Annotated in this window: 24 protein-coding genes; 11 read left to right on the forward strand and 13 right to left on the reverse strand. The window is 73.4% G+C overall.

Annotation, left to right across the window (positions count from 1 at the left end; all coding sequences use genetic code 11):
• Window positions 1–127: 127 nt before the first annotated feature.
• Complete coding sequence (locus tag AB0K17_RS01160; protein WP_365981697.1) at window positions 128–445, reverse strand: MGMT family protein; 318 nt, start codon at window positions 443–445, stop codon at window positions 128–130.
• A 182-nt stretch (window positions 446–627) separates the two neighbouring features.
• On the opposite strand from AB0K17_RS01160, the gene AB0K17_RS01165 reads away from it, so the two are divergent.
• The 7 genes from AB0K17_RS01165 (at window position 628) to AB0K17_RS01195 (ending at window position 10,140) form a co-directional block, all read left to right on the forward strand.
• On the forward strand, window positions 628–3,279 hold the full coding sequence (locus AB0K17_RS01165) for a lysylphosphatidylglycerol synthase transmembrane domain-containing protein (RefSeq protein ID WP_365981698.1): 2,652 nt from the start codon (window positions 628–630) through the stop codon (window positions 3,277–3,279).
• A 39-nt stretch (window positions 3,280–3,318) separates the two neighbouring features.
• Window positions 3,319–3,705, forward strand: a complete 387-nt coding sequence (locus AB0K17_RS01170; RefSeq protein WP_365965345.1) for a helix-turn-helix transcriptional regulator — start codon at window positions 3,319–3,321, stop codon at window positions 3,703–3,705.
• A gap of 10 nt (window positions 3,706–3,715) precedes the next feature.
• On the forward strand, window positions 3,716–4,453 hold the full coding sequence (gene modA / locus AB0K17_RS01175) for a molybdate ABC transporter substrate-binding protein (RefSeq protein ID WP_365981699.1): 738 nt from the start codon (window positions 3,716–3,718) through the stop codon (window positions 4,451–4,453).
• Window positions 4,450–6,441, forward strand: coding sequence for an ABC transporter permease (locus AB0K17_RS01180; RefSeq protein ID WP_365981700.1), 1,992 nt, complete (start codon window positions 4,450–4,452; stop codon window positions 6,439–6,441). Before modA ends, AB0K17_RS01180 begins: the two co-directional genes overlap by 4 nt.
• Window positions 6,442–6,552: 111 nt before the next feature.
• Window positions 6,553–8,136 carry an alpha/beta hydrolase gene (locus AB0K17_RS01185; RefSeq protein ID WP_365981701.1) on the forward strand — a complete coding sequence of 528 codons (1,584 nt, stop codon included), beginning with the start codon at window positions 6,553–6,555 and terminating at the stop codon, window positions 8,134–8,136.
• An 85-nt stretch (window positions 8,137–8,221) separates the two neighbouring features.
• Complete coding sequence (locus AB0K17_RS01190; RefSeq protein ID WP_365981702.1) at window positions 8,222–8,587, forward strand: hypothetical protein; 366 nt, start codon at window positions 8,222–8,224, stop codon at window positions 8,585–8,587.
• Window positions 8,584–10,140: an alpha/beta hydrolase gene (locus AB0K17_RS01195; protein WP_365981703.1), complete on the forward strand. Its 1,557-nt coding sequence runs from the start codon at window positions 8,584–8,586 to the stop codon at window positions 10,138–10,140. The genes AB0K17_RS01190 and AB0K17_RS01195 overlap by 4 nt, the downstream gene beginning before the upstream one ends.
• A gap of 118 nt (window positions 10,141–10,258) precedes the next feature.
• Here AB0K17_RS01195 and moeZ read toward each other — a convergent pair whose 3' ends face one another.
• The 12 genes from moeZ to AB0K17_RS01255 all read right to left on the reverse strand — a co-directional run bounded on the left by moeZ (window position 10,259) and on the right by AB0K17_RS01255 (window position 24,235).
• Complete coding sequence (gene moeZ / locus AB0K17_RS01200) at window positions 10,259–11,437, reverse strand: adenylyltransferase/sulfurtransferase MoeZ (protein ID WP_365969923.1); 1,179 nt, start codon at window positions 11,435–11,437, stop codon at window positions 10,259–10,261.
• Window positions 11,438–11,512: 75 nt separating this feature from the next.
• Window positions 11,513–12,283, reverse strand: a complete 771-nt coding sequence (locus AB0K17_RS01205; protein ID WP_365981824.1) for a spherulation-specific family 4 protein — start codon at window positions 12,281–12,283, stop codon at window positions 11,513–11,515.
• Entirely contained in the window at window positions 12,280–13,194 is a 915-nt protein-coding gene (locus AB0K17_RS01210) for an NAD-dependent epimerase/dehydratase family protein (RefSeq protein WP_344438247.1), read from the reverse strand. The genes AB0K17_RS01205 and AB0K17_RS01210 overlap by 4 nt, the downstream gene beginning before the upstream one ends.
• Complete coding sequence (locus tag AB0K17_RS01215; protein ID WP_365981704.1) at window positions 13,191–14,366, reverse strand: hypothetical protein; 1,176 nt, start codon at window positions 14,364–14,366, stop codon at window positions 13,191–13,193. Before AB0K17_RS01215 ends, AB0K17_RS01210 begins: the two co-directional genes overlap by 4 nt.
• Window positions 14,363–15,901, reverse strand: a complete 1,539-nt coding sequence (locus AB0K17_RS01220; RefSeq protein ID WP_365981706.1) for a DUF3492 domain-containing protein — start codon at window positions 15,899–15,901, stop codon at window positions 14,363–14,365. The genes AB0K17_RS01215 and AB0K17_RS01220 overlap by 4 nt, the downstream gene beginning before the upstream one ends.
• 290 nt (window positions 15,902–16,191) lie before the next feature.
• Complete coding sequence (locus AB0K17_RS01225) at window positions 16,192–17,811, reverse strand: ABC transporter ATP-binding protein (RefSeq protein WP_365981707.1); 1,620 nt, start codon at window positions 17,809–17,811, stop codon at window positions 16,192–16,194.
• On the reverse strand, window positions 17,808–18,797 hold the full coding sequence (locus tag AB0K17_RS01230; protein ID WP_365981708.1) for an ABC transporter permease: 990 nt from the start codon (window positions 18,795–18,797) through the stop codon (window positions 17,808–17,810). The genes AB0K17_RS01225 and AB0K17_RS01230 overlap by 4 nt, the downstream gene beginning before the upstream one ends.
• Window positions 18,794–19,804, reverse strand: a complete 1,011-nt coding sequence (locus AB0K17_RS01235) for an ABC transporter permease (RefSeq protein WP_365981709.1) — start codon at window positions 19,802–19,804, stop codon at window positions 18,794–18,796. Before AB0K17_RS01235 ends, AB0K17_RS01230 begins: the two co-directional genes overlap by 4 nt.
• The gene (locus AB0K17_RS01240; RefSeq protein ID WP_365981710.1) at window positions 19,801–21,525 is read right to left on the reverse strand and encodes an ABC transporter substrate-binding protein; all 1,725 of its coding nucleotides are present in this window, start codon (window positions 21,523–21,525) and stop codon (window positions 19,801–19,803) included. The genes AB0K17_RS01235 and AB0K17_RS01240 overlap by 4 nt, the downstream gene beginning before the upstream one ends.
• Before the next feature lie 187 nt (window positions 21,526–21,712).
• Window positions 21,713–21,808, reverse strand: a complete 96-nt coding sequence (locus AB0K17_RS01245) for an Ms4533A family Cys-rich leader peptide (RefSeq protein WP_365981711.1) — start codon at window positions 21,806–21,808, stop codon at window positions 21,713–21,715.
• 98 nt (window positions 21,809–21,906) lie between these two features.
• Entirely contained in the window at window positions 21,907–23,256 is a 1,350-nt protein-coding gene (locus AB0K17_RS01250) for a DUF3152 domain-containing protein (protein ID WP_365981712.1), read from the reverse strand.
• Complete coding sequence (locus AB0K17_RS01255; protein ID WP_365981713.1) at window positions 23,249–24,235, reverse strand: alpha/beta hydrolase; 987 nt, start codon at window positions 24,233–24,235, stop codon at window positions 23,249–23,251. Before AB0K17_RS01255 ends, AB0K17_RS01250 begins: the two co-directional genes overlap by 8 nt.
• 154 nt (window positions 24,236–24,389) lie before the next feature.
• Between AB0K17_RS01255 and AB0K17_RS01260 the strand changes: the two genes are divergently transcribed.
• The 4 genes from AB0K17_RS01260 to AB0K17_RS01275 all read left to right on the forward strand — a co-directional run bounded on the left by AB0K17_RS01260 (window position 24,390) and on the right by AB0K17_RS01275 (window position 26,371).
• Entirely contained in the window at window positions 24,390–24,614 is a 225-nt protein-coding gene (locus AB0K17_RS01260; protein WP_365969933.1) for a hypothetical protein, read from the forward strand.
• A 195-nt stretch (window positions 24,615–24,809) separates the two neighbouring features.
• Window positions 24,810–25,448, forward strand: a complete 639-nt coding sequence (locus AB0K17_RS01265; protein ID WP_365969935.1) for a TetR/AcrR family transcriptional regulator — start codon at window positions 24,810–24,812, stop codon at window positions 25,446–25,448.
• A 172-nt stretch (window positions 25,449–25,620) separates the two neighbouring features.
• Window positions 25,621–25,848 carry a DUF3107 domain-containing protein gene (locus AB0K17_RS01270; protein ID WP_365969936.1) on the forward strand — a complete coding sequence of 76 codons (228 nt, stop codon included), beginning with the start codon at window positions 25,621–25,623 and terminating at the stop codon, window positions 25,846–25,848.
• A gap of 244 nt (window positions 25,849–26,092) precedes the next feature.
• Window positions 26,093–26,371 carry a hypothetical protein gene (locus AB0K17_RS01275; RefSeq protein ID WP_365969937.1) on the forward strand — a complete coding sequence of 93 codons (279 nt, stop codon included), beginning with the start codon at window positions 26,093–26,095 and terminating at the stop codon, window positions 26,369–26,371.
• Window positions 26,372–26,394: the final 23 nt, after the last annotated feature.

Below are 26,394 nucleotides of genomic sequence, written 5' to 3' on the forward strand. Positions count from 1 at the left end.
GCGCAGGGCGGTCACCGACGCTACGCCAGGAGCGGCCCGGGACGCAGGGCGTCCCGCGGGGTGCCGTCCGGCGGCCGGTGGCTCATCCCTTCGGGTTACTGGGGAAACACCGCGGCCGTGGCCCCGGTCACGTGTCGTGCGTCACACCGTCCCAGCGGGCCGTGGCCATGGCCACGCGCGGGGTGTCGCCGGGGCGCAGCGGGGTGCCCTCGGCGCGGTAGTGCTCCAGGGCCCGCCGTTCGTGGCCGTGCAGCAGCCGGCCGTCCGCGCGCACGACGCGCCACCAGGGCACGGCACCGCCGTAGAGGGCCATGACGCGGCCGACCTGCCGGGGCCCGCCGTCGCCGAGCCATTCCGCGACGTCGCCGTAGGTCATCACCTTGCCGGGCGGGATGCGCTCGGCGAGCGACAGGACCCGCTCGGCGTACTCCGGAAGCTCGCTCATCCGGTCCATACTGCCGCAGGCCACCGACAGTGCCGCTCGGGGCCGGAAGCAGCCCTCTGCAAGATCACCCAGAGTGCGCCTTCGCACTACAGGGCGTACGATCTCCAGTCCGCGCCCCCGAAATGCACCCTGATACCCCCTTGCCCGGCCGGGTCGTGCCACCATCTTCCGGGCGGTGACTGGTGATACGAGACCGAGACGAGACGGACGACGAGCAGGGCGCGCAGCCTCATGACGGGGCGCGCGCCCGTCGAGTGCTGTCCTGGGACAAGGACTGCGCCAAGGACGGGGAGGGCCGCATCGACAAGGTCTCCGGCGACGAGCCGCTGCTGCCCGCCCGGGTCCACCGTCCCGCGGACCTGGTGCGGCTGTTCCTGGGCATCCTCGGGATCGCCCTGGTGCTCGCCCTCGCGGCCTTCGCCCACTCCACCACCCAGGGAGTGGCGCAGGACATCCGGCAGAGCACGGGCACGGTGCCCGAGCTGCTGGCGAACTTCGCCGGCCTGACGGCGAACATCGCGGTCTTCATCGTCCCGGTGGCGTTCGCCGTCGAGCGCCTGGTCAAACGCGACGGCCTGCGCATCGCCGACGGCGTGCTGGCGGCCGTGCTCGCGCACGGGGTGTCGCTGGCGACCGCCCTGTGGGTGGCCGAGGCGGCCCCGGACTCGATCCGTGACGCGCTCACCCAGCGCGCGCCCAGCGGCGGCGTGACCGATCCGGTGCACGGCTACCTGGCGCCCGTGATCGCCTACATGACGGCCGTCGGCATGTCCCGCCGGCCCCGCTGGCGCGTGGCCATGTGGGCCGTCCTGCTGCTCGACTCCTTCGCGGTGCTGGTCAACGGCTACACCACGCCGTTCTCCATCGCCGTCACCGTCCTGATCGGCTGGACGGTGGCGTACGGCACCCTGTACGCGGTCGGCTCCCCCAACGTCCGCCCCACCGGCCGGCACCTGCTGGCCGGGCTGCGGCGCGTCGGCTTCCGGCCGGAGAGCGCCCTGCGCGCGGAGGACACCGCCGCGGACGAGGCCCACCCCGACCGCGGCCGCCGCTACATCGTCACCCTGGAGGACGGCCCGCCCCTCGACGTCACCGTCGTCGACCGCGAGCAGCAGGCCCAGGGCTTCTTCTACCGCGTCTGGCAGCGCCTCGCGCTGCGCGAGACGATCCAGCGGCGCAGCCTGCTCTCCCTGCGCCAGGCCCTGGAACAGGAGGCGCTGCTCGCCTACGCCGCCATCGCGGCCGGCGCCAACGCCCCCAAGCTGATCGCCACCTCCGAGCTCGGCCCGGACGCGGTGATGCTCGTCTACGAGCACACCGGCGGCCGTCCCCTGGACGCCGTGCCGGACGACAAGATCACCGACGAGCTGCTCACCTCCGCCTGGCGCCAGCTGCGGGCCCTGCAGTCGCGCCGCATCGCGCACCGCAGGCTCGACGGCGACGCCCTCCTGGTGGATCGTTCCGGCAATGTCGTCCTGACCGACCTGCGCTCCGGCGAGATCGCCGCCGGCGACCTCGTGCTGCGCATGGACGTCGCCCAGCTCCTGGTGACCCTCGGCCTGCGCGTGGGCGCCGAACGGGCCGTGGCCACCGGAGTGGCGGTCCTGGGCCCCGACGCCATCGCCGACAGCCTGCCCCTGCTGCAGCCCCTGGCCCTCACCCGCATCAGCCGCGCCACACTGCGCCAGCTGGCCCGCGAGCGCTCCGAGCGCGAGCGCGAGCGCGTCCTGAAGGCGGCGAAGGAGGCCCGCGAGCCGGAGAGCCGCAAGGCCCTCAAGGCCGAGCGCCACGCCGAGAAGAAGGCCCTGGAGGAGGCGCTGGAGGAGGCCCGCGAGGAGGACCTGCTGGCGCAGATCCGCCGCCAGGTGCTCCTCGTCCGCCCCCAGGCGCCCATAGAGCCGGTACGCCTGGAGCGCATCAAGCCCCGCACGCTGATCAGCTTCGTGGCGGGCGCGATCGCCGCGTACTTCCTGCTCTCGCAGCTCACCCACGTCAAGTTCGGCGACCTCGTCGACAAGGCCAACTGGGGCTGGGTCGCGGTCGCCGTGGCCTTCCAGGCGCTGACCTACGTGGCGGCCGCCATGAGCCTGCTGGGCTTCGTGCCGGAGAAGGTGACCTTCGGCCGCACCGTGCTGGCCCAGGTCGCCGGCTCGTTCGTCAAGATCGTCGCCCCGGCCGCGGTCGGCGGCGTGGCCCTGAACACCCGCTTCCTGCAGCGCGCGGGCATCCGCCCGGGCCTGGCGGTCGCCAGCGTCGGCGCCTCCCAGCTGTTCGGCCTGGCCTGCCACATCATGCTGCTGCTGTCCTTCGGCTACATCACCGGCACCGAGCGCAGCGACTCCCTCGGCCCCTCCCGCACGGTGATCGGCGGCCTGCTGACCGCCGCCGTGCTGGTCCTGGTCGTGGCGGCGATCCCGGTGCTGCGCAAGTTCGTCTCCACCCGGGTGCGCTCGCTGTTCGCCGGCGTCGTCCCGCGCATGCTCGACGTCCTGCAGCGCCCGCAGAAGCTCTGCATCGGCATCGGCGGCATGCTGCTGCTGACCGCCGCCAACGTCATGTGCCTGGACGCCTCGATCCGGGCCTTCGGCGGCGAGCTGAGCTACGCGAGCATCGCCGTGGTCTTCCTGACCGCCAACGCCCTGGGCTCGGCAGCGCCCACTCCCGGCGGCGTCGGCGCGGTCGAGTTCGCCCTCACCGGTGCCCTCACCTTCGCCGGCCTGCCGGCCGAACAGGCGGCGCCCGCCGTCCTCCTCTTCCGCCTGATGACCCTGTGGCTGCCCGTCCTCCCCGGCTGGGCGTCCTTCACGCACCTGACACGTAAAGCAGCCATCTAGGCTTGCACCTGCAACCCTGAACCCCATACCGTGCCGCACATGCGGTCGTACACCATCGGGCAGGCGGCCCGTCTGCTCAGCGTCAGCCCCGACACCGTCCGTCGCTGGGCCGACGCCGGCCGCCTCCCCACCACCCGGGACGAGGCAGGCAAACGCCACATCTCCGGCAAGGACCTGGCGGCGTTCTCGGTCACCCTCACCGCCACCGAGGACGAACCGGCGTACACCACGGCCCGCAACGCCTTCCCGGGCATCATCACCGCCGTCAAGCTCGGCGACGTGGCCGCACAGGTGGAGATCCAGGCGGGCCCGCACCGCCTGGTCTCGCTCCTGACCCGCGAGGCCGTCGAGGAGCTGGGGCTCGAGGTGGGCATGGAAGCGGTGGCCCGGGTGAAGGCCACCAACGTGCACATCGATCGCGCCTGACGGAGACCCGATGAACCGCACCCGCGCGGCCCTGGCCGCAGCCCTGCTCATCACCCTGACGGCTGCCTGCAGCGCCACCGAGGAGAAACAGACCACCGTCACAGTCCTGGCAGCGGCATCCCTGACGGACGTCTTCAAGCAGGCCCGGGCGACCTACGAAAAGTCGCACCCCGGCACGAGGCTCACGTTCTCCTTCGCCGGCTCCCAGGAACTGGCCGCCCAGGTACGCCAGGGTGTCCCGGCGGACGCCCTGGTGACGGCCGACACCAAGACGATGGACGGCCTCAAAAGCAGCACGACGACGCCGGTCACCATCGCCAGGAACAAACTGACGATCGTCACCACCCCGGGCAACCCCAAGAACATCCACACCCTCGCGGACCTCGCCCGCCCCGACCTCAAGGTGGTCCTGGCGGCCCCGGAGGTCCCCGCGGGCCGCTACAGCAAGAAGATCCTCGACAACCAGCACATCACGGTGAAACCGGTGTCGCAGGAGCCCAACGTCCGCGCGGTTCTGAGCAAGGTCTCCATGAAGGAGGCCGACGCAGGCATCGTCTACCAAACGGACGCCACCGCAGCAAAAACCACCACGGTCGAGATCCCTGCGACGCAGAACGCCGTGGCGACCTACCCCGCGGCGACGCTCAGGAATGCGAAACACACCAAGCAAGCCGACGACTTCATCACGTGGCTGACGTCCGACGAGGCCCAGCAACTTCTGCGAAAAGCAGGCTTCGAGAAGCCATGAGGGCCCGCACTCCCCTGCCCCTCGCCCTCCCCGCCGCCGTAGCGGTGGCGTTCCTGCTCGTCCCCCTCGCGGGCATCCTGGCCCGCACCCCCTGGAGCACCCTGCCGTCCCGCCTCACAAGCGAGCCGGTCACCCAGGCACTGACGCTGAGCCTGAAGGTGTCCCTGACGGCACTGGCGCTCTCCCTCACCCTAGGCGTCCCCCTGGCATGGGTGCTGGCCAGGGGAACGTTCCGCGGCAAGGCGCTGATCCGCTCCCTGGTGATGCTGCCCATGGTCCTGCCCCCCACGGTGGCGGGCGTGGCCCTCCTCCAGGGCTACGGCAGGAACGGCGTCCTGGGCGGCACCCTCGCGCAACTGGGCATCACCCTCCCCTTCTCGACCCCGGCCGCAGTGGTCGCCTCCACGTTCGTCTCGATGCCGTTCCTGGTGATCAGCATCGAAGGAGCCCTCAAAACCCTCCACCCCCGCTACGAAGAAACAGCGACAACACTCGGCTCCTCACCGCTGCGCACCTTCCGCACGATCACCCTCCCCCTCATCGCCCCGGGCCTCCTGGCCGGTGCCGCGCTCTGCTGGGCAAGGGCGCTGGGCGAGTTCGGCGCAACGATCACCTTCGCGGGCAACCTCCCGGGCGAGACGCAAACCCTCCCCCTCCAGGTCTACTTGCTCCTCCAGGACGACCCGGAAGGAGCCACGGCACTCTCGCTCCTCCTCCTCGCCACAGCCGCAACCGTCCTCATCTCCCTCCGCGGCAACTGGCTGCACCCGCCGACGGACCGGAGGGGGCGGGGCGGGGATGACCCGGAGAGGGACGTAAAGCCATATTTGCGGCCAAGTTCGGGGCACTCCGAGCAACATGGGGCAACGGCCGCGAATATGGCAGTCCCCGGAGGGTCGTCCCCGCCCCGCCCCCGACCCACCCCGCACCCTCTGCGCACCACCGTCACCGGCACCGTCCACGCCACCCTCGACGCCCCCGCCGGCACGACCATCGCCGTGGTCGGCCCCAACGGCGCCGGTAAGACGACGCTCCTGCGCGCCCTGCTCGGCCTCACCACCCGCGCCACGGACGGCTCGACCACCCCGCCCCACCGCCGCCGCATCTCCTGGGTCCCCCAGGACGGCGCCCTCTTCCCGCACCTGACCGCCCTCGCCAACACGGCGTACGGCCTGCGCGCCCAGGGCGTACCGAAACGCGAAGCCCTCGCCGAGGCCCAGCACTGGCTGGACACCCTGGCCGTCGGCGACCTGGCCCACCGCCGACCCGCCCACCTCTCCGGCGGCCAGGCCCAGCGCGTGGCGCTCGCCCGCGCCCTCGCCGCCCGGCCCCGACTCCTGCTGCTCGACGAGCCGTTGGCGGCGCTCGACCAGTCGACCCGCGCCCACGTGCGCCACACCCTGCGCACGCATCTCGCCGACTTCCCCGGCGTGTGCCTGATCGTCACGCACGACCCCGTCGAGGCCGTCTCCCTCGCCGACCACGTCCTCGTCCTGGAGGACGGCCGTACGACCCAGTACGCACCCCCCGCCGAGCTGACGCGCCACCCCCGCTCCCCGTGGACGGCCCGCATGCTGGGCCGCAACGCGTGGCACGCCACGGCGGCAGCCGACGGCACCCTGCACCTCCACGGCGGCGGCACCCTCACCCCGGCCGACCCACCCCCGCCGGGGACGACCGGCACGACCCGCACGACCGGCACGACCCGCACGACCGGTACGACCCGCACGACCGGCATCGCCCTGGTCGACCCCGCCGCCGTGGCCGTGCACACGACCCACCCGTCCCCGGGCTCGCCCCGCAACATCTGGCAGGGCACGATCCGCGAGCTGACGCCCCACGGCAGCCGCGTCCGCGTCCTCGTCGAAGGGCAGCCGCAAGTGATCGCCGAGGTCACCCCGGCGGCGGTGGCCGACCTGGCCCTCAAGGAGGGCCGGACCGTCTGGATCACGGTCAAAGCCACAGAAGTAACGTTCATCGCCACCTGACCCGGCTACGCAACCAGACCACGCAACCCAGCTACGCAACCACGCCACGCAATCCGGCCACGTAACCCGTACGCCCCACCCCGCGCGCACACCCCCACCCCCGCGCCCAGGATGGACCCCGTGTCCAGATCCGCACGGGCGGCAGCCCTCCCCGCAGCCGCGCTCCTGCTCCTCACCGCGGCAACGGCGACGGGCTGCTCCGGCGGCGGACGCCCGGACGCCGACGCGGCCACCGCGACCCCGGCACCGGCCGCGGACACGGCGGGCGCGGCCCCGACCCCCTTCTCCACCCAGAAGCTCGACTGGAAGAAGTGCCCGGCCCCCAGCCGCGCCGAGGACAGCAACGCGGCCGGCCGCCCGCCGGGCAACGACTGGGAGTGCGCGACGCTGCGCGCCCCGCTGGACTACGCGCACCCCGACAAGGACACGATCGGCATCGCGATGATCCGGGCGCGTGCCACCGACCAGGCCCACCGCATCGGTTCGCTGGTGTTCAACTTCGGCGGCCCCGGCGGCTCCGGCGTCACGACGCTGCCGGCGTTCGCGGACGACTACAGCACCCTGCGCACCCGCTACGACCTGGTGTCCTTCGACCCGCGCGGCGTCGGCCGCAGCAACGGGATCACCTGCCTGTCCGACAAGGAGCTCGACGCGTACTACGCGGCCGACGCCACCCCCACCACCAAGGACCAGGAGAAGGAGCTCCAGGACCGCATCGCGACCTACGCGGACGGCTGCCGCAAGCACTCCGGCAAGATCCTCCCGTACGTCGGCACGACGAACGCCGCCCGCGACATGGACCTGATGCGCCAGGTGCTCGGCGACGCGAAGCTGCACTACTTCGGCATCTCGTACGGCACCGAACTGGGCGGCGTCTACGCCCACTTGTTCCCCCGCAACGTCGGCCGCGCCGTGCTCGACGCCGTCGTCGACCCGGCGAGCGACCCCGTGCAGAGCGCCCTCGCCCAAGCCGGCGGCTTCCAGCTGGCGCTCGGCAACTACATGACCGCGTGCGGGAAGACGTCCGACAACTGCCCGACCGAGCAGCAGATCACCGGTCTCCTCGACCGCCTGGAGAAGAAGCCGATCCCGGGCGGCGAGGGCCGCGACCTCACACAGACCCTGGCCACCGGCGGCATCGCGCAGTCGCTGTACTCGAAGGACTTCTGGGACTACCTGACCGAGGGCGTGGAGGACGCCGAGAACGGCGACGGGAAGATCCTGCTGGCTCTCGGCGACACCATGAACGGCCGTGGCCAGGACGGCAAGTACAGCTCACTGCAGGCCTCGCTCAACGCCGTCACCTGCGCCGACTTCGCCCAGCGCTACACCGTGGCGGACGTGCAGAAGAAGGCGGCCGAGTTCCGCAGGACCAGTCCCGTCTTCGGCGACTTCATGGCCTGGAGCCTGCTGCAGTGCACCGGCTGGCCCGCCAAGGGCGAGTGGCAGACGCCGGACGTCAGCGCCAAGGGGGCCGCACCCATCCTCGTCGTGGGCAACACCGGTGACCCGGCGACTCCTTACGAGGGAGCGCACAAGATGGCGCAGGAGCTGGGCCAGGGCGTCGGAGTCGAGATGACGTACCGGGGAGAGGGGCACGGAGCGTACGACAGCGGCAATGCGTGCGTGAAGAGCACGGTTGACGCATACCTGCTGGAAGGTACTGTTCCGGCACCCGGGAAGGTGTGCTCATAGCACCCATAGCACTTCACACGGGTAAGACTGGTAACACATAAGACTGGTAACACAGGTCGTACGAACGCCCGGGGAGGGGGCCGAGGTGGAGCCGGACGCCGAGCACACCGCGGACGACAGGTACAGGATGCTCACCGGTGCCCTCGCCATAGCGGCGCTGCTGGCCGCCCTGATGGCACTGTGGCAGACGCAGTCCAGGCCGCTCGACGAGCAGCCCGACCAGTGCCGGGGCACGCCCGCGGGCAACAGCGGCTTACCGGCGCCGGCCACCGGTGTCCCCGGCTGGCCCACCGGCCCCGGGGCCGGGCCCGCCCCCGGAACGGCCTCCGCACCGCCCACCGGCCGGGCCGCAGCGTCGCCCGTGCGCCCCTGCGCTCCCTCCGACGGCGACCGTACGCCGGGGGCCAGTGCGTTGGGAATGGCCCATTCCTCCGTAGAGTCGGTGGAATGAGTATCCAGCGGCCACGGCCCAGGGCGGCGGCCCTCGCCTCCGCGGCCCTCGCGATCGCCCTCACCGCCACCGCGTGCGGCAGCGACGACGGGAGCCCCGGCAACGGCGGAAGCGGCGGCGGCAGTGGTGACGGCAAGAACGCCACGTCCGCCGCCTCCCCCGCCCTGCAGTGGCAGCGCTGCGCCGCCCCCACGCCCGCCCAGGGCGGCGGCAAGGCACCCGGCAAGGCGTGGGAGTGCGCAAAGCTCCCGGTGCCGCTGGACCACGCCCGGCCGGACGGCGAGAAGATCGAGCTCGCCCTGATCCGCAGCCGGGCGACGGACACCGCGCACCGCATCGGCTCGCTGGTCTTCAACTTCGGCGGCCCGGGCGCCTCCGGGGTGCAGACGCTGCCCTCGCTCGCCGACACCTACGACACGCTGCACCGCCGCTACGACCTCGTCTCCTTCGACCCGCGCGGGGTGGGCGAGAGCGCCGGGGTGCGCTGCCAGAGCGACAAGGAGCTCGACGCCGCCTACCAGGTGGACGGCACGCCGGACGACGACGCCGAGCTGCGCGCGACGCTGGCGACGAACAAGGCGTTCACCGACGCCTGTGCCAAGAACTCCGCCAAGGTCCTGCCCCAGGTGGACACCGCCAGCGCCGCCCGCGACATGGACCGCATCCGCGCGGCACTGGGCGACGCCAAGCTCAACTACTTCGGCATCTCGTACGGCACCGAACTGGGCGGTGTCTACGCCCACTTGTTCCCCCGCAACGTCGGCCGGACGGTGCTCGACGCCGTCGTCGACCCCACCCAGGACCCGGTCCAGGGCAACATCGCCCAGACCAAGGGCTTCCAGCTGGCCCTGGAGGACTACCTCAAGGACTGCCGCGGTACGGCCGGCTGCCCGACCCTCGGGCAGATCACGACGCTGCTGCGCGACCTGGACGAGCGCCCCCTGCCCACCAGCCAGGGCCGCAGGCTGACCCAGGACGAGGCCACCGGCGGCATCGCGGCCGCGCTGTACTCGAAGGACACCTGGAAATACCTGACGGCGGGCCTGCAGGAGGCCATGGTCAAGCGCACCGGCAACACCCTGCTGCTGCTCTTCGACGCGATGTCCGGCCGCTCGCCCGAGGGCCGCTACAGCAACCTCACGGCCGCCAACCGGGCCATTTCCTGCGCGGACGCCGAGCAGCGCTACACCGTCGACGACGTGCGCCGGTCCATGGCGGAGTTCAAGGCGGCTTCCCCCGTCTTCGGGGAGTCCGCGGCCTGGTCGCTGCTGACGTGCACGGACTGGCCGGTGAAGGGCAAGTGGCGCACCCCGGACGTCCGGGCCGCGGGCGCGCCGCCGATCCTGGTGGTGGGCAACGCCGGCGACCCGGCGACGCCCGTGGCCGGCGCCCGCAGCATGGCGGAGCAGCTCGGCAAGGGCGTGGGCGTGGTGCTCACGGTGCAGGGCGAGGGCCACGGGACGTACGGGGTGAGCTCCTGCGCGACGAGGGCGGTGAACGCCCATCTGCTGGACGGCAGGATCCCGGCGGACGGGACGACCTGCGGCCCATAGGGGCGCGGGGCAGCGTTCGATCTGCGGCTGCCGCCGCACGGCACTTCGTCCGCGGGCGCGATCGGCCACCGGCGGCCCGCAGCCGACACTCCACCCTGCCCCGCGCCCCTTCGGGGCGTCAGTACACCGGCTTGTGCGGCTCGACCTGGTTGACCCAGCCGATCACGCCGCCGCCCACGTGGACCGCGTCCGCGAAGCCCGCGGACTTCAGCACCGCCAGCACCTCCGCCGAGCGGACGCCGGTCTTGCAGTGCAGGACGATCCTCTTGTCCTGGGGCAGGTCCTGCAGGGCGTTGCCCATGAGGAACTCGTTCTTGGGGATCAGCCGGGCGCCGGGGATGGAGACGATCTCGTACTCGTTCGGCTCGCGGACGTCGATGATGTCGATGTTCTCGCCGCCGTCGATCCACTCCTTCAGCTGGCGCGGAGTGATCGTGGAGCCGGCCGCGGCCGCCTGCGCCTCCTCGCTGACCACGCCGCAGAACGCCTCGTAGTCGATGAGCTCGGTGACGGTGGGGTTCTTGCCGCAGACCGCGCAGTCGGGGTCCTTGCGGACCTTGACCTGGCGGTAGGTCATCTCCAGGGCGTCGTAGATCATCAGCCGGCCGACCAGCGGGTCGCCGATGCCGGCCAGCAGCTTGATGGCCTCGTTGACCTGGATCGAGCCGATCGAGGCGCACAGCACGCCCAGCACGCCGCCCTCGGCGCAGGAGGGCACCATGCCCGGCGGCGGGGGCTCGGGGTACAGGCAGCGGTAGCAGGGCCCGTGCTCGCTCCAGAACACCGACGCCTGGCCGTCGAAGCGGTAGATCGAGCCCCACACGTACGGCTTGTTCAGCAGCACGCAGGCGTCGTTGACCAGGTAGCGGGTGGCGAAGTTGTCGGTGCCGTCCACGATGAGGTCGTACTGGGAGAAGATCTCCATGACGTTGTCGGCCTCGAGCCGGCCCTCGTGCAGGACGACGTTCACGTACGGGTTGATGCCGAGCACGGTGTCGCGGGCGGAGGCGGCCTTGGAGCGGCCGATGTCGGCCTGGCTGTGGATGATCTGCCGCTGCAGGTTCGACTCGTCGACCTCGTCGAACTCCACGATGCCGAGCGTGCCCACGCCCGCGGCCGCGAGGTACATCAGCGCGGGGGATCCGAGCCCGCCGGCGCCCACGCACAGCACCTTGGCGTTCTTCAGGCGCTTCTGCCCGTCCATCCCGACGTCCGGGATGATCAGGTGGCGGGAGTACCGACGGACCTCGTCGACGGTGAGCTCGGCGGCTGGCTCGACCAGGGGTGGCAGCGACACGGCGACTCCAGGGTCATCCCCGTGGGACGGGGAACGCAGGCAGTGTTCTTCGGTGCAACACTGCCACGCGCCGTCTCATTCCGAGAGACCGGGTCCGATGGTCGAGACGATCTCGTCCCAGTAGCCGGGCAGGGATTCCCAGGGGTCGACCGCGCCGTGGTCGGTGCGGTCGGTGAAGTAGATCGTGCCCGCCCCCTGCCAGCGGGCCACGCGCAGCGCCTCCTGGAGGTGGGAGCGCGGCACCCCGTGGACGAGGTGGCAGAAGCGCTCGGGCGGGTGGTCGGTCGTCCACTCGGCCGCCCTGGACCAGCGGTAGCCGGACCAGGGGCCGGCGAAGGTGACCAACTGGTCGGCAAATTCCGCGTATCCGGGGCTCGGGTGGGTGCCCTGCGCGAGCACGAGGTGGGCTCGTTCGAGGACGGTGCGCAGGGCGCCGGCGACGCGCCGCACCTCGGGCAGGGCATCGGCGTCGGCGGGGCAGCGGGCCAGCAGGAAGCCGTCGACGCGGTACCAGTTGAGGAAGCGCTGGGCGTCGGAGAGCAGCTCCCCGAAGGGCCGGGCGCCGTGCGCGAGGTCCAGGTGGCCCAGCACCCGGATGCCGGCGGTGCGCAGCGGTACGGCCGCGGCCAGCCAGTACGGGTCCTGGCGGGCGCCGGGGCCGCCGGTGACGCCGTCGGCCTCGCGCAGGGCGGTGCTGCCGAGGGTGACCCAGTCCAGCGGGAGGCCGGCCCGCTGCAGGCCGCCCCACTCGGCCGGGGCGACCAGCGGGTGGGCGAAGCCGGGCACGGCCAGGCGCAGCGGTGCGGGGCGGGCGGCGAGCGGGCGGCGGTGGCCGGAGGGGATCAGATGCGACACGCAGCCTCCATCCAGATGTCGGCGAGGGACTCCTCCAGCCCGATGCGGGGCCGCCAGCCGAGCCGGTCGCGGGCGGTGCGCACGTCGGCCTGCTGCCAGCTGCCGCAGCCGTCGGGGTAGGGGTAGGCGGGCGGGGCGCCGAGGTGGGGGTCGTCGAGTTCGTGCAGGGCGCCGCCGAAGCCGGCGACGCGGGCGAGGAGGGTGGCGGCGTCGCGCAGCCGCACGGCCCGGCCGGTACCGATGTTGACGGCGCCCTGGGCGGCGGAGAGGGAGGCGGCGTGGACGGCGCGGGCGATGTCGCGGACATCGACGAAGTCGCGCTGGACACCGAGGCCGGTGAGCTTGAGCTCGTTGTCGCCGCTCTGCATGGCGCGGCGCATGGCCTCGGCGAGCCGGCCGAGCGGGGAGCCGGCCGGGGTGCCGGGGCCCACGGGCGAGAAGACGCGCAGGACGATGGCGTCGAGCCCGGAGCCGAGGACGAGCTCGGTGGCGGCGAGCTTGCTGACGCCGTACGGGCCGCCGGGGCGGGGCACGGCGTCCTCGGCGGTGGAGGAGCCGGGCTGGGAGGGCCCGTACTCGGAGGAGCAGCCGATCTGCACCAGGCGGGCGCCGCAGCCGCTGCGGCGCAGGGACTCGCAGACGGTGGCGACGGCGACGGTGTTGTGCCGGGTCAGGTCGCGGGCGCCGCCGCGGGTGGCGCCGGCGCAGTTGATGACGACGCCGGGGTGCACGGCGTTGAGGAAGCGCGTCAGCGCGCCGGGGCTGCCGCTGGCGAGGTCGAAGCGGACGTCGGCGTCGTCGCCCCGGCCGAGGGCGGTGAGCTGGACGGCGGGGTCGGCGAGCAGCCGGTCGGCCACGAAGCGGCCGATGTAGCCGTTGGCGCCCAGGAGCAGCACTCTCATCGGTCGTGCCCCCGCTCGGGCCGGCTGACGGTGGCGGCGGTGCCGGGTTGCGGTGTCATCTTCGTGGGTCTCCTCTGACACGGTGGGGGGTCACCCGGGCGGCCACCGGTTTCCCGGGGCGGGGCGGCGGCCGCCGGGTGGCGGGGGTGCGGGCGGCGCCCGTGCACCGAGGCCCGGGACAGCGCGGGGACGGCGTGGCCGAGCAGGGCCAGCGCGGTGGGGACACAGGCCAGGAGGGGTACGGCGGCGGGGCCGTGCGCGGTGACCGCCCAGGCGACGGGCCAGCGCAGGGCCTCGCAGCCGGGAAGCCGGGCGGCGAGCAGCGAGGCGGGGGCGAGGGCCTCGGCGAGGGCGGCGGCGAGGAGGGCGGTGGTGGCGGGGCGGGTCAGGCCGTGGGCGGTGAGCAGCAGGGCGAGGTAGAGCAGGGTGCCCAGGCCGGCGAGGGCGGCGCCGGCGAGGGGCGCGGTGCTCTGCGCGGGGCCGGCGGGCAGGCCGGTGCGGGCGGGCCACCAGAAGGCGAGCAGGGCGGCGAGGAAGGCGGTGGCGGCCAGCAGCAGGGCGGGCCGGGCGCGGCGGGCGAAGCCGGCCAGGTCGCGGTCGTCGAGGGCGCGGCGGGCGTGGGCGGCGAACCAGTGGGCGGTCAGGGCGGCGGGGACGGTGGCGCAGGCCAGGGCGAGGGCGGTGGGGGCGGCGGCATGGGCGGCGGAGGACAGCAGGGTGGGGCCGCCGAGGGCGCGCCGGCCGTGCAGCAGGGCGGTGAGGAGCCAGTCGCCGAGGAGTCCGTAGGCGACGAGCCACAGGCAGGCCAGGGCGACGGGGACGGTTCCCGGGCCGCGCAGGGTCGCGCAGGTCGCGTACGGGCGCGCGGGGGTGTGCGGGGCGGGGCCCGGGGCGGGCGGCGGGTCGTCGGTGCGTTCGACGCGGGCGTGGAGCTCCTCGGCGAGGGAGAAGACGTCGCGGTGGCGGTACTCGGCGGCCTGCCGGTCGTCGATGCCGTGGGCTTCGAGGCCGGCGGCGATCTCCAGGGGTTCGACGGCGCGGGCGCACAGGGCGTGGTGGCGGGCGAGGAGGGCCTTGACGGGGTCGGCGGGCGTGGGCGGCGGGGTGGGGTCCGGTGTTATCCCGGCCGGGGCGGGGGCGGCGGGGTGCAGGGAGGAGGTGGGTGCCGTCACGGGCGTCCTGCCCAGGTGGGTGAGGCGGAGCGGGGGGACACGGCGAGGGGGGTGCTGTCGCCGGCGGCGCGGGAGAAGGGGACGGCGGGGTCGCAGGCGGTGTGGGTGACGGGGGCGCGGGAGAGGACTTCGAGGTAGAGGGCGCCGAAGGCGGCGACGTTCTGCTCGACGGTGAACAGTTCGAGGGCGCGGGCGCGGGCGGCGGCGCCGAGGCGGGCGCGGCGGGCGGGGTCCTCCAGCAGGGCGCGGCAGGCCTCGGCCAGGTGGCCGGCCCGGCGGGCGGGGACGACGAGGCCGGTGCCGCCGATGACCTCGCGGACGGCGCCGACGTCGGGCGAGACGGTGGGGCGGCCGCAGAACATGGCCTCGGTGAGGGCGGTGGGGAAGCCGTCCTGGGCTCCGGAGAGCAGGACGATGCTGCCGGCGGGGTAGTCCTCGGGGCCGCGGGCGGGGGTGTATTCGACCCGGTCGGCGCCGTCGGCGGTATCCGGGGGTGCTCCGACGACTCTCAGGCGCAGTCCGGGGTGGTCGGTGCGCAGGGCGGCGAGGGCTTCCCACAGGTGGGGTTCGGTGGGGCCGCCGGTCCACACGAGGAGGGGGTCGCCCGGGGGTTCGGCCTCCTCGGTCTCGCCGGCGGTCCCGTACAGGCCGGCGTCGGTGCCGGGGTGGACGGTGCGCAGCCGGGAGCGGTCGGCGCCGCAGCGCTCCTGCCAGCGGCGGCCCTGGCCGTCGCCGGCGGTGACGAGGGCGGCCTCGCTGTAGACGAGGGCGGCGAGCTGCCGGTGGAAGGCGGCGAGCAGGGTGCGGACGGGGCGGGAGAGGTCGTCGGCGGAGTCGAGGGAGGCGAGGTGGTGGGCGCGCAGTCCGACCTCGTACTCGGTGACGAGCAGGGGGGTTCCGAAGAAGCGTTTGGCCATCAGGCCCGGGAGGGCGGCGGGTCCGGCGGAGGTGGCGTGGCACAGGTCGACGGCCGCCAGCCCCCGGTCGCCGTCGGCGGTGCCGTACCAGTCGAGGGACAGCGGGCGCAGGGCGCGTTCGAGGTGGCCGGTGACCAGGAGCAGGTCGGGGACACGGATGTCGTAGGCGGCGGGGTGGGCGCCGGGGGCCCGGCAGGCGTTCTCCAGGACGCGCAGGGCGTCCTCGGAGCGCAGGGCGGTGGCGAGTCCGCCTTCGTCGCGGGCGAGGTCGGCCAGGCCGTTGAGACCGTCGGTGAAACGGTACGCCTGATCGCCGGGAAGGGTGATGGCCGCGGCCAGGTCCCCGAAGTGGGCGGCGAAGCGCCGGCGCCGGTCGCGGCCACCGGGCCCGTACCCGCGCCCGGCGGCGCCGGTGGGGGGGACGCCCCACAGCGCGGCCGCCCGGACGCGCCGGACGTTGCCGGGCAGCGCGGGCCAGCCGCTGTCCTCCTGACGGGCCGTCCGGCTCAGGGCGTAGAGCTCGAAGTCGTGCTGGGCCAACCCGCGCACGAGCCGGTCGCACCACTCACCGCCCTCGCCCGCGGCATACGGATAGCCGCCCTCGGAAAGCAGGCCCACACGCACGAAAGCACCCCCGTTCTCCCTTGTCGGAAGCCGCCGTTGCGGCAGCGGGAGCACGCTATGCGGGCTCGCCCGTGGCGCGGCGGACGGTTGTCCGTCGCGCCACCGGAAGGGGTGAACGGGCGTGACTTCCGCCCCCTTGGGGCGTTCTTCTGGGCTACGCCCCGTAAGGGGCGCGGGGAACTGCGCGACAAGCCACAACGCGCCCGCAGACGGGGTCCGGAGGTGGCGTGTCGGCTGCGGGCCGTCGGTGGCCGATCGCGCAGTTCCCCGCGCCCCTTCGGGCCCTAGGCCACCGCCTCCAGGCGCGGTACGGCGGCCAGCAGGCCCTGGGTGTAGGGGTCGCGGGGGTCCTCGTAGACCCGGTCGGCGGGCCCCTCCTCGACGACGCGACCGCCGCGCATGACGACGAGCCGGTCACTCACCTGGCGGACGACGGCGAGGTCGTGGGCGATGAAGACCAGCGCCAGGCCGAGCTCGCGCTGCAACTCGCCCAGCAGCCGGACGATCTGGGCCTGGGTGGTGACGTCGAGGGCGGAGACGGGCTCGTCGCACACGATCAGCCGGGGCTCGGGCGCGAGGGCGCGGGCGATGCCCACGCGCTGGCGCTGGCCGCCGCTGAACTCGTGCGGGTGGCGGTGGTAGGCGTCCGGGTCCAGGCCCACGCGGGTGAGCAGTTCGCGCACGCGGGCGCGGACGGCGGCGTCGTCGAGGGTGCCGGCGGCCCGCAGCGGGTCGGCTATGGACTCGCCGATGCTGCGGCGGGGGTTGAGGGAGGAGACCGGGTCCTGGAAGACCATCTGCAGCTCACTGCGGAAGGGGCGCAGGGCGCGGTCCTTCGCAGTGCCGATGTCGCGGCCGCGGTAGTGCAGGGTGCCGCCGGTGGGTTCGAGGAGGCGCACCAGCATCCGGCCGAGGGTGGTCTTGCCGCTGCCGGACTCGCCGACGATGCCGACGGTCTCCCCGGCGCGCACGGTCAGCGAGATGTCGTCGACGGCGGTGACGGCGTGCCGGCCGCGGCCGAACCGCCGCTGCAGGCCGGTGGCTTGGAGCAGCACGGGCGCCTCGTCCGCGAGCGGAGCGGGCCGCTCGCGACGGTCGCCGACGCGGGGCACGGCAGCCAGCAGGTCGCGGGTGTACGGCTCGCGGGGGCGGTCGAGGACGGTGCGCAGGGAGCCGTGCTCGACGGCGCGGCCGTCCTTCATCACCAGCAGTTCGTCGACGCTGCCGGCGGCCACGCCCAGGTCGTGGGTGACCAGGAGAAGGCCGGCGCCGGTCTCCTCGCGCACCTCGCGCAGGAGGGCGAGGATCCGGTCCTGGACGGTGACGTCGAGGGCGGTGGTGGGTTCGTCGGCGATCAGCAGCTTCGGCTCGCAGGCGACGGCCATGGCGATCAGGACGCGCTGGCGCATGCCGCCGCTGAACTCGTGGGGGCGCGAGCGGGCGCGGCGGGCGGCGTCGGGGATGCCGACGCGGTCCAGGACGGCGACGGCCTGGACCTGTGCGGCGCGCCGGGTGGTGCCGGGGCGGTGGGCGCGCAGCACTTCGGCGATCTGGTCGCCGACGGCCTGGTAGGGGTCGAGGGAGGAGAGGGGGTCCTGGAAGACCATGGCGGCGGCCCCGCCGCGCAGCCGGCGCAGTCCGCGCTCGTCGAGGGCCTCGACGTCGTGGCCGGCGACGCGCACGGAGCCGGTGACCCGGGCGCCGGTGCCGCGGTGCAGGCCGAGCAGGGCGTAGGCGGCGGTGGACTTGCCGGAGCCGGATTCGCCGACGATGCCGAGGGCGCCGCCGGGGGCGAGCTCGAAGGACAGGCCGTCCACGGCCCGTACGGCGCCCTCGCCGCCGGTGGGGAAGGCGACGGTCAGGTCGGTGACGCTGACGAGGGGTTCGGTGGCGGGTGCGGTCATCGCAGGACCACCCTTCGGTCGGCGGCGGCGTACAGGAGGTCGGCGACGATGCCGGCGAGGACGACGACGGTGCCGGTGACGGTGACGATCGCGACGACGACGGGCAGGTCGATGGTGCGGGTGGCGCCCACCATGAGCTGTCCGATGCCGGGAAGTCCGAACATCATCTCGGTGAGGATCGCGTTGCCGAACATCGAGCCGAAGTCGGCGGCGGTCAGGGCGATGACGGGGGCCAGGGCGCCGCGCAGGGCGTGCCGGCCGATCAGGGCCTTCTCGCCGATGCCGTAGGCGCGGAAGGTGCGGATGTGGTCCTCGGCGAGGGTCTCCAGCAGGGAGCTGCGGGTGAGCCGGGCGTACTTGGCGGACTCCTGCAGGCCGAGGGCGGCCCAGGGCAGGAGCATGTTCCACGCCCACTGTTCGGGGTCGTCGGTCAGCGCCACGTAGGAGGGGAAGGGCAGCCACTGCAGGTAGGCGCAGAAGAGCATGAGCAGGCCCAGGCCGCTGAGGAAGACGGGGGTGGCGGTGCCGGCGAGGGTGAGCCAGGTCAGGACGCGCTCGGTGGCGCCGCCGCGGCGCAGGGCGGAGACCAGCCCGGTGCCGGTGCCCAGGACCAGCCACACGACCATGGCGCCGGCGGCGAGGGAGGCGGTGGCGGGCAGGCGCTGGATCAGCAGGTCGGTGACCTGCTGATCGCTTTGGTACGACAGGCCGAAGCAGGGCGCGTCGCAGTGCAGCGTGCCGGTGCCGGTGGAGTAGTCGTGGCCGGTGACGATGCCCTGCAGGAAGTGCCAGTACTGCACGTACACGGGGTCGTTCAGGGACAGCTGCTCGCGGACCTGGGCGATCTGCTCGGGGTTGCAGCGCGGGCCGCACGCCAGGCGGGCGGGGTCGCCGGGGGCGATGTAGAAGGTCGCGTAGACGACGGCGGTCAGGACGAGGACGACGACGAGCGCGCCGAGGGCGCGTCGCAGCAGGTATCCGATCACGCGGGGCCTCCCGCGCCGCGCCCGCGGGCCGTGCGCCGGCCGGTGCCGACGCGCAGGCGGGACGCCTCGCGCGGGTCGAGGGCGGTGCGCACCCCGTCGCCGAGGACGGTGAAGGCGAGGGTGGTGGTGAAGAGCATCAGGGCGGGCAGCAGGACGTAGAGGGGGTCGGCACGGAACCAGGTGGTGGCGGTGGAGAGCATCTGGCCCCAGGAGGGGGTCGGCGGCTTCACGCCGACGCCGAGGAAGGACATGCTCGCCTCCAGCACGATGTTGGTGGGCAGCAGCACGGCCGCGTAGGTGATGACGGGGGCGGCGAGCGAGGGCAGCAGCTCACGGCGGGCGACGCGCCAGGTGGAGGCGCCGGTGAGCCGGGCGGCCGCGACGAAGTCGAGCTTCTTCAGGCTCAGGGCCTGGGCGCGCACCATGCGGGCCATGCCGCCCCACTGCAGCAGCCCGATGGCGACGACGAGCAGCAGGGGCCGGGGGAAGTCGGCGGGGACGACGGCCATGAGCGCGATGGCGAAGACCAGCAGCGGCATGGCCACCATCACGTCGGTGACGTGGCTGAGCACGGACTCGACGACGCGGTTGCCGAGGGCGGCGCCCAGGCCGATGCCGACGCCGACGAGCACCTGGACGAGGGTGGCGCCGAGGGCGACGAGCAGCGAGACGCGGGCGCCGTACACCAGGCGGGCGAACAGGTCGCGGCCGGTGCCGGGTTCGACGCCCAGCCAGTGCTCGGCGCTGACGCCGCCGAGGTCGCCGAGGGGCACGCCGCCGCGCGCGGAGTCGACGAGGGTGTCGTGGTACGCGCCCGGGTCTTGGCCTTCGAGGGCGGCGAGCAGCGGGGCGAAGAGGGCGAGCAGGACGAGGAGGGCGAGCACGGCGGCGGCCACGAGGACGGCCTTGCGGCTGCGCAGCCGCCGCCGGAACTGCCGGGCCCCGGAGGCGGGGGCGCCGGCCCCCGCCTCCGTCTCCGTCTCCTTCACGGTGACGAGCGTGCTCACTTGACCGCGACCTGCGAGACGTCGAGGACACCGGTCCAGTCGCTGATGACGACGTTCTTGACGTCCTTGCCGAACAGCCGCTTGTAGACGGGGTGGAACAGCGGCACGGTCAGCGCCTGCTCACCGATCTTCTTGTCGAGGGCGCCCCAGCGGCGGGCGGCCTCGTCATGGTCGGTGATCTTGTTGATGGCGTCGATCTCGTCGTTGACGGAGGCGTCGTTCAGGCGGGCGGTGTTGAAGTTGGCGCCGTCCTTGACGATCTGGCGGCCATCGAAGATCGGGGCGAGGAAGGGGCCGCCGGAGGGCCAGTCGGCACCCCAGTGGGCGATGAACAGGCCCGGCTGCTTCTCCAGGCTGTGGATCTTCTCGTCGTAGTCGTTGTCCTCCAGACCCTCCAGCTTCACGCTGATGCCGGCCTCCTTGAGCGCGGCCTGGATCGCGGTGGCGATCTCGGGGCTGGTCTCGAAGTTCTGGGCGGTGGAATGGGTGAGGGTGATCTCCAGGCCGTTGTCGTAACCGGCCTCCTTCAGCAGCTCCTTGGCCTTGCCGGCATCACCCTTGGCGCCCGCCGGGAAGGGGTCGTACGGCGTGTACCCGAGCGGCTTCTGGTGGGGCAGGAAGGTGGTGGCGGGCTCGGCGAGCGAGGAGCCGCCGGCGGCGTTGACGACGCTCGTGCGGTTGATCGCGTACGCGATCGCCTGGCGGACCTTCGGGTTGTCGAAGGGCTTGGCCTCGGGGTTGAACGCCAGGTAGCTGGTCTGGGCGAAGTGGCCGGTGCCGACGCGGGCGGCCAGCTTCTTGTCGCCGGTGACCTGGGCGAGTTCGGCGGGGCCGAGGTTGGTGTCGGTGGTGACGGCGGCGGCGTCGGCGCCCTGGCCGGCCGACAGCCGCTGGTTGATCACGGCGGAGTCCAGGCCGGACTTCACCTCGATGCGGTCGGGGTAGGCGTGCCGCTCCTTGTCGGTGTCCTGCGACCAGTGGGTGTTGCGCTCGAAGAGCATCTGCTGGCCGTCGCCCACGTTCTTGACGAGCTTGTACGGGCCGGAGGAGACGGGGTGCTCGGCGTACTTCGCGCCGGTGTCCTTGGCCTTGGGCACGGGTGCGAACTGGGTGGAGGTGGCGAAGTAGGGGAAGTCGCCCTCGGACTTGCGCAGCTTGAAGACGATGGTCCTCGCGTCCGGCGTCTCGATGGAGTCGAGGCCCTTCTTCTCCTTGTAGGGGCCCTGGTAGGTGTCGCCGCCCACCAGCCAGTCGCGCAGGTAGGGCGCGCCGCCGGAGAGTTCGGGGGCGAAGGAGCGCTCGACGCCGTACTTGATGTCGGCCGAGGTGATGGGCGTGCCGTCCTCGTACGTCAGGCCGTCCTTGAGGGTGAACGTCCAGGTCTTGGCGTCGTCGGTGGGCCGGCCGGTGTCGGTGGCGAGGTCGGGGACGACCTTGGTGCCCTCGGCGCCGTTCGCGCGGTGACGGGTGGTCAGCGTGCGGTAGACGAGGGAGGGCAGGTTGCCGCCGCCGGAGGTGTACAGGCGGGCGGGGTCGAACTGCTTCTGCGGCCCGCGGTTGAGGACGGTGAGGGTGCCGCCCTTCTTCGGGGCACCGCCCTCCCCGCCGCTGCCGGATCCGGCGCCGTTCTTCTCGGGGCCGCACGCCACGGCGCCGCCGATCAGGGCCGCACTGACGGCGGCCGCGGCCACACTGCGGGACACGACGGACAATTGACGCATGAGGGGTCAGCCCTTTCACGGGTGGAGGGGTGGCGGAGATGCCGGGAGGCACGGCGGCACCCGTGAAGGCGGTGGAGTACGCGAGGAGTACGCGAAGGACCTGCAGCGCGAACGGCGCCGTACCGCCCCCGGGCGCAACGCCGCGCAAGCGCGGACGGCGCAGGGGAAGATGCCGGAACAGGCGGGTTCAGCGACAGAGGATGTCGGCGACCGAGTGCACGGCCACGCCGATCAGCGCCAGCTCGAGGCCGGCGTTGCTCGCGGGGACGTGGCGGTACGACATGCGGAGAAGAGTGAACGAATTTTCGCCGCGCAGCAAAGGCGTCTCATGAAGCGAGATCGGATGTCTCGAAAAGAGAGATGAAAAGAGAGGGCGCCAGGTCAGGGGAAGGGCCAGGGGTTGGGTCGGCAGACCTTGTCCCCGGTGTTGAGGAACTTCGTCTGCTGCATCATCACCGGGGCCAGGGCGCCGTTGGCGGGGCACGACTCGTGGTCGTGGCCGAGCCGGTGGCCGACCTCGTGGTTGATCAGCATCTGGCGGTAGGCGTGCATGGCGTCGCCGTAGGTCTCCGAGCCCTGCGCCCAGCGGTAGCCGTTGATCATCACCCGGTCGGTGACGGCGGAGTCGCAGGAGACGTTGTCCTCGGACGTGTCGAGGCCCGACTTGGCGCACCAGACGTGGGTGGTGCCCGGGCTCGCCAGGGTCACCACGAAGTCCGCGTCACCCGAGGAGACGCGCTCGAAGGTGTACTTGCCGCCGTGGCCCCAGCTGCGGGAATCGTTGAGGGTGCGGTGGACGGCGGTGGCGAAGAGCGAGCCGTCGAGCGGCAGCCCCTTCTCCACGTCAATGCGGTACCGCCGCACTTCACCCTTACCGGGGGCCCGGTCGTGCCCCTCGATGGTGACGAAGTCGCCCGATCCTCGGGCATCCGGGGCGAGCGGGTACTTCCTGGCCATCGCCTCCTCGTAGGTGGCGGGCGGCCGGGCGCCCCCGTTGGGGGTGGGCCGGGAGTCCGAGCGCGAGGGCGCCTCGGGGTCGTCGCGCTGGCCGGTGGGGTCCGCCGCGCGCGCCTGCGCCTTGCTCTGGGTGCTGTCCTGCACCTGCCCGGCCACGGCGACGGCCAGCACGGCGGTCACCAGCGCCGCGGCCACGCCGGTCGCGGTGCGCAGCGCCCCGCCGAACACCCGGCGCGGCGGCGCGGACGCCGGTGCCGGTGCGGCCGGGGGCGGCGCGGGGGCGGGTACGGGCGCGGGCACGGGCGCGCCCTGCAGGAAGCCGGTCGTCGCGTGGGTGGGCCCCGCGGGGGCGGCCGGGGCCGTGGCCCCGTCGCGCTGGGCGCCGATGACGCCCCAGCCCGCGGTCTCGCGCGGCTCGGGGTGGCCGGTGCGGGCGGAGGGACGGGTGCCGCCCTCGGCCCCGGGGCCGGCCCCGTAGCCCGCGTCGTACCCGGCGTCGAAGTCGGGCCCGAAGCCGGAGTCGACGGCCGCACCGATGCCCGGTGCGAGGCCCGGGTCGAAGGAGTCGAAGGCGTCCGCGAGCCGTGCGGCCTCCTCGTCGCAGCCACCGCCGCGCCGGCGTCCGGGGCCGGGCCCGGGCACGGGCGGCGGCGCCGTCTCGTGGCCGCGGGCCGGCTGGCCCGGTCCGTCGTGGGCGCGGCGGCGGCCCGTACCGGGGGCGGCAGCGGCGGGCCCCGAGGGGGACCGGTCGGCGCGTGCGCTGTGTTTACCCACGGGGCGGGGCGCTCCGTTCAGATGTCGTGGCAGTGTCCGCGAGCAGTTCCCGGAAGGCGCGGGCCACCGCGTCCGGGTCCTCCATCATGGCGACATGTCCCGCTTCGAGAAGCGTCAGCAGCCGCGAGTCGCGAAATGCCTTGCTCGCCCGGCGGGCCATGCGGATGGACACGAGCTGGTCGCGCGCTCCGTACACGAGCAGAGTAGGGGCAAGGACGCGTTCCGCCTGCCGCCACAGCGAATGCTGTCCGCCGAGCGTGTAGGCGTCGACGATGCCGCGCGCCGAGCGGCCCATGACCTCCCAGAAGTACGGCAGCTGCAGCCGGCGCTCGTACTCGGCGACCGCGAGGGCGAAGCCCTCCGGCGTGACCCGGGCGGGGTCGCCGTAGCACAGGGCGAGGACCTCGCGGGTGCGCCGCTCGGGGGTCCAGTCCCTGGTCATGCGGGCGAAGAGCGAGACCAGGCCGGGCACGGCCATCAGTCCCGTGGGCACCGCGGAGCGCTGCGGGCGCAGCTCGGGCAGGGCGGGCGAGACGAGGGTGAGGGTGCGCACCAGGTCGGGACGGACGGCGGCGACCCGGGTGACGACCGCGCCACCCATGGAGTTGCCGAACAGGTGCACCGGCCCGCGGCTGCTTGCGTCGAGGTGGCGGATGACGACGCGGGCGTAGGCCGTGATGGAGTAGTCGCTGTCGTCCGGCGGGGGCGCGTAGCCGAAGCCCGGCAGGTCCAGGGCCTCGCCGTCGACGTCGCCCGCGAGGGTCTCCATCAGCTGGGACCAGTTCTGCGAGGAGCCGCCCAGGCCGTGCACGAACAGCGCCGGGGCCAGGCCCGGCCGGGCGGGCGGCCGGGAGCGCACGGTCAGCGTGGCGCCGGGCAGCGCCACGGAGCGCAGCGTCTCGCCGGGCGCGACCCGCGCGGGGCGCGTGGGTGGCACCACCGGTACGGCACGGGCATCGGACGGCTCGATCGACGACATGCGGGCAATGTTACGAGAGGGTCACGCGCGAACCCTTGTGGCGGCGCTCACAGATCGCCTGGCGGCCCGGGGCGCTGTCTCCTAGGCTGCGGTGAGGGAGAGGTATCAAGGAGTGCTGAGGGCACCCCACACCGGATGCCGGAAGGATTCCGATATGCCTGTCGATCCGACGGACCCTGACACCTTCGAGGACGAGGACGAGGCGGAGGACATGGAATTCGACGTCGAGGCCCCCGAAGCGGACGCCGCCGAACAGCACGCCGACATCAGGCCGGAGGAGGACGAGCCGCTGACCCACATCGACCCGGCCTCGGCGAGCGAGGCGGACCGCGCCGAGCAGGCCCGGGTGGTGGAGCTGGACGAGGACGACTACCGCTGACGGCACCGGGCCCCGCGGCCCGCTCGCCGCGGGGCCCGGTCGCCGGGCGCATCGTGCCGATTGCGCGGATTTGTCGACTCCCCACAGCGGGGGGTTCGTGAAATTCTCCGCTCCGGCCACGCACGGCCCGGTTACCGAAAAGTACGATGGCGGACGCGGTGCACACCGTGCACAGAAGAACTCATGGGAGGCGGCGTGACAGCCATCGAGCAGACCGAGGCGCGCCCGCGGGGCACGCGCCTGCCGCGCCGAGCCCGACGCAATCAGCTCCTGGGCGCCGCCCAGGAGGTCTTCGTGGCGCAGGGGTACCACGCGGCGGCGATGGACGACATCGCCGAGCGCGCCGGTGTCAGCAAGCCCGTGCTCTACCAGCACTTCCCCGGCAAGCTGGACCTCTACCTCGCCCTGCTGGACCAGCACTGCGAGAACCTCCTGCAGGCCGTGCGCACGGCGCTCGCCTCCACCACCGAGAACAAGCTGCGCGTGGCGGCCACCATGGACGCCTACTTCGCCTACGTCGAGGACGAGGGCGGCGCCTTCCGGCTGGTCTTCGAGTCCGACCTGACCAACGAGCCGGCCGTGCGCGAGCGCGTGGAGCGCGTGTCGCTGGAGTGCGCCGAGGCGATCAGCGAGGTCGTCGCGGAGGACACCGGCCTGTCGAAGGACGAGGCCATGCTGCTGGCCGTGGGCCTGGGCGGCGTCTCCCAGGTGGTGGCCCGCTACTGGCTCTCCAGCGAGAGCACCGTGCCGCGCGAGACCGCGGTGCAGCTGCTGACCTCCCTGGCCTGGCGCGGCATCGCCGGCTTCCCCAAGGTGGCCCCCGAGCAGCACTGACGCCGGGTACGGGCGTTTTCGGCCACGTCGCCGTGTTCGCTGCGAGCGTGCGGGCGGGCGCCCGGCACCGGGTGGTCGCGGGCTAATGTGTGCAGCGTACGGCGCGGCTGGCCGCGCACCCCTCCCCATGGCCCAGGGCCAGGGGGACCGCACACCTTCGGAGGGACAGGCCGTGGAGGTCAAGATCGGCGTGCAGCACGCGCCCCGCGAGATCGTTCTGGAGAGCGGACTGGCTGCCGAGGAGGTCGAGCGCGCGATTGCCGAGGCGCTCTCCGGCAAGACGCAGATGCTGACCCTGGAGGACGACCGTGGCCGCAAGGTCATCGTCCCGGCCGACCGCGTGGCGTACGTCGAGATCGGCGAGCCCACGGTCCGCAAGGTCGGCTTCGGCGCGATGTGATGCGACGCGTCGCTGCGGCGACGTGACGGTGGGGCCCCGGGTGCGCGAGCACCCGGGGCCCCACCGTTTTTCTTCACCCGTCGTCGTTCAGCCGCCGCCGTTCACCCGTCGTCGTTCGCGTGGCACCGTTCACGCGTCGTGGTGCACGGCCGGGGCGCGAGGGTTGCCCGCGGCGGGCCCGGGGTAGGACCGCTACGACCGAATTGCACCCCGCTTCTCGGCCACCTCAAAGGAGGGTGAAGACATGATCCTCTGGGAAGCGTTCGGCTCGGTCCTCATCGGACTCGCCGTCTCCTGGACGGCCCTGCGCAGGCTTCCCGCGCGCTACGGGCAGTTCCGCTCCCGGCCGCTGACCCTGGCCACCGGCCCGGTCGCAGCCCTCTTCGGCGCCCTGCTGGGCCACACGGTGCTGGGCCCCGGCCACACCCTGGGCACCCTGGGGGTGTCGCTGGGAGTGACCGTGGCGCTGCTGTCCCTGCTGTTGCGGCCCGCCGGCCGGCCCCGCCGATCAGCGACGGCCTGAGCGCCCGCTGCGGATCCCGCGGT

Origin of the sequence: Streptomyces sp. NPDC049585, from assembly GCF_040675615.1 — a bacterium.
GTDB classification, from domain to species: Bacteria; Actinomycetota; Actinomycetes; order Streptomycetales; family Streptomycetaceae; genus Streptomyces; species Streptomyces luteosporeus.